This is a genomic window from Burkholderia alba, assembly GCF_034721475.1.
Lineage (GTDB): Bacteria > Pseudomonadota > Gammaproteobacteria > Burkholderiales > Burkholderiaceae > Burkholderia > Burkholderia alba.
Genome location: NZ_JAWJWL010000109.1, coordinates 1 through 2,803, shown reverse-complemented (window position 1 = coordinate 2,803; position 2,803 = coordinate 1). Strand labels below are relative to the sequence as shown.

General features: G+C 60.6%; 4 protein-coding genes. 1 reads left to right on the top strand and 3 read right to left on the bottom strand.

Annotated elements, in window-relative coordinates; genetic code table 11:
* Positions 1-264: 264 nt before the first annotated feature.
* A complete protein-coding gene (locus RZR99_RS32545) occupies positions 265-738 on the top strand; it encodes a hypothetical protein (RefSeq protein WP_323123793.1) in 474 nt (157 codons plus the stop codon).
* Between the two features lie 318 nt (positions 739-1,056).
* Here RZR99_RS32545 and RZR99_RS32540 read toward each other — a convergent pair whose 3' ends face one another.
* The 3 genes from RZR99_RS32540 to RZR99_RS32530 form a co-directional block, all read right to left on the bottom strand.
* Entirely contained in the window at positions 1,057-1,293 is a 237-nt protein-coding gene (locus tag RZR99_RS32540) for a hypothetical protein (RefSeq protein WP_323123792.1), read from the bottom strand.
* Between the two features lie 322 nt (positions 1,294-1,615).
* Positions 1,616-1,936, bottom strand: a complete 321-nt coding sequence (locus RZR99_RS32535; protein WP_323123791.1) for an H-NS histone family protein — start codon at positions 1,934-1,936, stop codon at positions 1,616-1,618.
* A 72-nt stretch (positions 1,937-2,008) separates the two neighbouring features.
* On the bottom strand, positions 2,009-2,803 hold a 795-nt coding region (locus RZR99_RS32530), incomplete at its 5' end, for a hypothetical protein (RefSeq protein WP_323123790.1).

Genomic DNA, 2,803 nt, shown 5'->3' with positions numbered 1-2,803 from the left:
CGGACTCCACCACGCCATCACCATCGTGCCCCACGCGCGCGCGAACGGGGAAACGGCCAAGCTGAGTCGCTTACGTTTGTCCGCCATCGCAGGTCGCTCGGTCTGAATCGTGTCGGCGACCAGTCTGAAAAATCGTCACGGCACGCGCCCGAGCACGAGGTTTCTCGTCATCCAGGATGAAGCCCGGGAGTTCGCAGAACGTGTGGATCGTCGCATGGGATTCGATCATCAACATTACTTCGGTTGACGCGTGGTACTTGTTATATGACGATCGAAAATTACATGGGTACACACATTCTCGGTACATGGCCGGCGACTGATCGTCTCACCAAGCTGGCTGCACGGCTCACGCAGCTACTCGACGAGCCAGCAAAATACGCGGTACTTCGAGCCGACGAACTCACCAACTGGCAGCCTGTTGGCGCCGAATGCCACGACAACGCGGACGCCTGGGTTGCCGCTCATCCCGGCGATGCGGTTCGTCGCGGATGGCTTTACCAACGCCTCGATCCTCTTCCCGAGGGACGGATGCACGTGTTTGTAGCGCACTCCGTCGTGCTCACGGCCACCGGCGACCTGATAGGCGTCACACTTGGGAGCCTCGAGCCCACTGGACGCTTTCTACAGCATCCCGACGATTTCGGCGGCTTCTTTGGATTGCTGCTGAATCCGGTTGCCTCGCCGAAGGAATTTAAGGTACTCGAGGCGTGGCCTAACGTGGCCAGATCGGGCCGGTGAGCGGGCGCCACGAAATGCTTGTCGAGCCGCGGCACCGCTTTGCTCAGGCCACCGGCCCCCATCGGTACTTCCGCTATTCATTCGGAGACTGAGGTGCGCGGAATCGGTAGTTGTTGTCGATCCACAGCCTTGCCCATTCGATCCCGCGTTCGTAGGCTTAGGCTCGATAAACGCGATTGCCAAGGTCGGCGAAAATGAATCGCTCGTCGCCACGCGACACGATCACACCCGAGACGAAGAGCCACTGATTCGCCAAAATGGTCGGTGACGCCTCGATCTTCCCATAGCAACCTCCGGCGGCTGCGTCGCTCTCGTATCCTATCGCGCACACATGGCGCGCAACTCCGCTTTTATGCGTCGCGCTACCGCGCCGCGCCATCCTGTAGCGTTCGATAGAAATTGGCCAATCACGCCGTAACCATTCTGGTCGAAGCCATAGGGTTCCGTGACCAGCCCCATCGTTGCCATCGCATCGAGGGCGGACACAGCGGCTCCGTTGTTGATGGGGTGCCAGTCTTTTCTCACCTCGCCTGCAATCTCCGCGAGTCTGCGCATCCCATCCTCCTCGATATTTCAGCCGTTGTCGGTAACTGCGTAGTAAAGGTGCCACCACCATCCGGTGCGGGTTTGAATCGTCGTCGTACAATTCAGTGCGTCAGGGCCAGAACTGTTGTCCCCGGTCGCCGCAGACATCTGTCGCATGTTCGGGCACACCCCGAGCCACAGGGCGTACCGCGCGTTTTCGACCCGCACCAAAGCGCGGCCCAACACTAGCGTCACAATCAGCAACAGTAGGATCAACAAGTTGCGCATCAAGCGCTCCTGCTATTGCGCGACGCCATGATTGTCACCTCGCTCCATCGGCGTTCAGCAGCATTTACTCGGAGATCAAGAAACGCGTCCGGTTCTTCACTGCTGCTATCCATGCCGGCGCGCGCCCCTTTCCAGACCACGTAGCACCCGATTTCGGATCGCGATACTTCGGGACGCTCGGCGCTGTCGCTTTACGGCTGCTCGGTGTACTGCCCGCGCGCTGGCGCCCGAACACGTCCTTTTCGGTCAGCCCATAAGCGGCTACCTTGGCACGCACGTCGGCGATCACTTCCTTGATTTCCGCGGCCCGCACCTCCGCGGCCTTCTCTTGCATCACTTCAATCTGCGCCACCATTTCCGCATACGTCGGCTTTTTCGCTGCCATTCTTTTTCCACTCCGTTTGTTATCGGCTGCCTAGTCTACCGTTCACATCGACTCCCGCCCGTGTGCCGTTGCTCAGAATCCGTACTGGTCGTCAGCCCAGCGCCGCAGCACCTGATAGTCGCGCTCCGGTAAAACGATCAAACCGGTCTCAGCCGCTTCGAGGACACGTTCCATCTGACCGCTCAAGATCAGATTGCCGTGGAGCCCGTAGAAGTACCACGCGAACCGATGCCCAATCCGTTCATCAAACTGCGTGAGCTTCCCGTACAAACTGTAGACGTCGAGCTTCGCCGTGTTCTTCACCGGCGCGATCTTGCGCGTGTGCGTCCAGGCCGGCACGAAGTCCATCAGCCGCCCGCTGCGCGAATCGCTGTAGTCGTCGATCTTGAACGCCCAGCGCTGGCAGATGCGCTCGCCGGCCTGGCTGGCGCTCGACGCCGCCCAGTCGTCGAAGAAGCGCCGGCCGCGCCACTGCTGGCGGTCATAGCTGGGGCTGAGGTCACGCATGCTGACAATGCGCGATTCGCCCGTGTCGAGATTCCGTTCGAGCAACTGCTGGTCGCCTTCGCGTTGCCGCCGCTCTCGATACGTTGCATCGGCGAGGGCCGCGAAGCACTGCATGTCGGTCACCGCTTCGAGTCGATAGCGCGGCGCACCCAGCGAGCGTCGTTCGACCGGTGCGTTCGTCCACCCGTTACCTAAACGCAGTTCGTTCGCATCTGGCATGCGCCAGGGCCTGTCACGCGGAAACAGCTCCCGCGCGACGAATTCCTGTTCTTCCCAGATCTCGATCTGCACGAAGTTGTCCTGGTCGCCGCCGCGGTCATGCACGAAGTAGTGCAACAGCGGCTGGGCCTCGACCAGCTG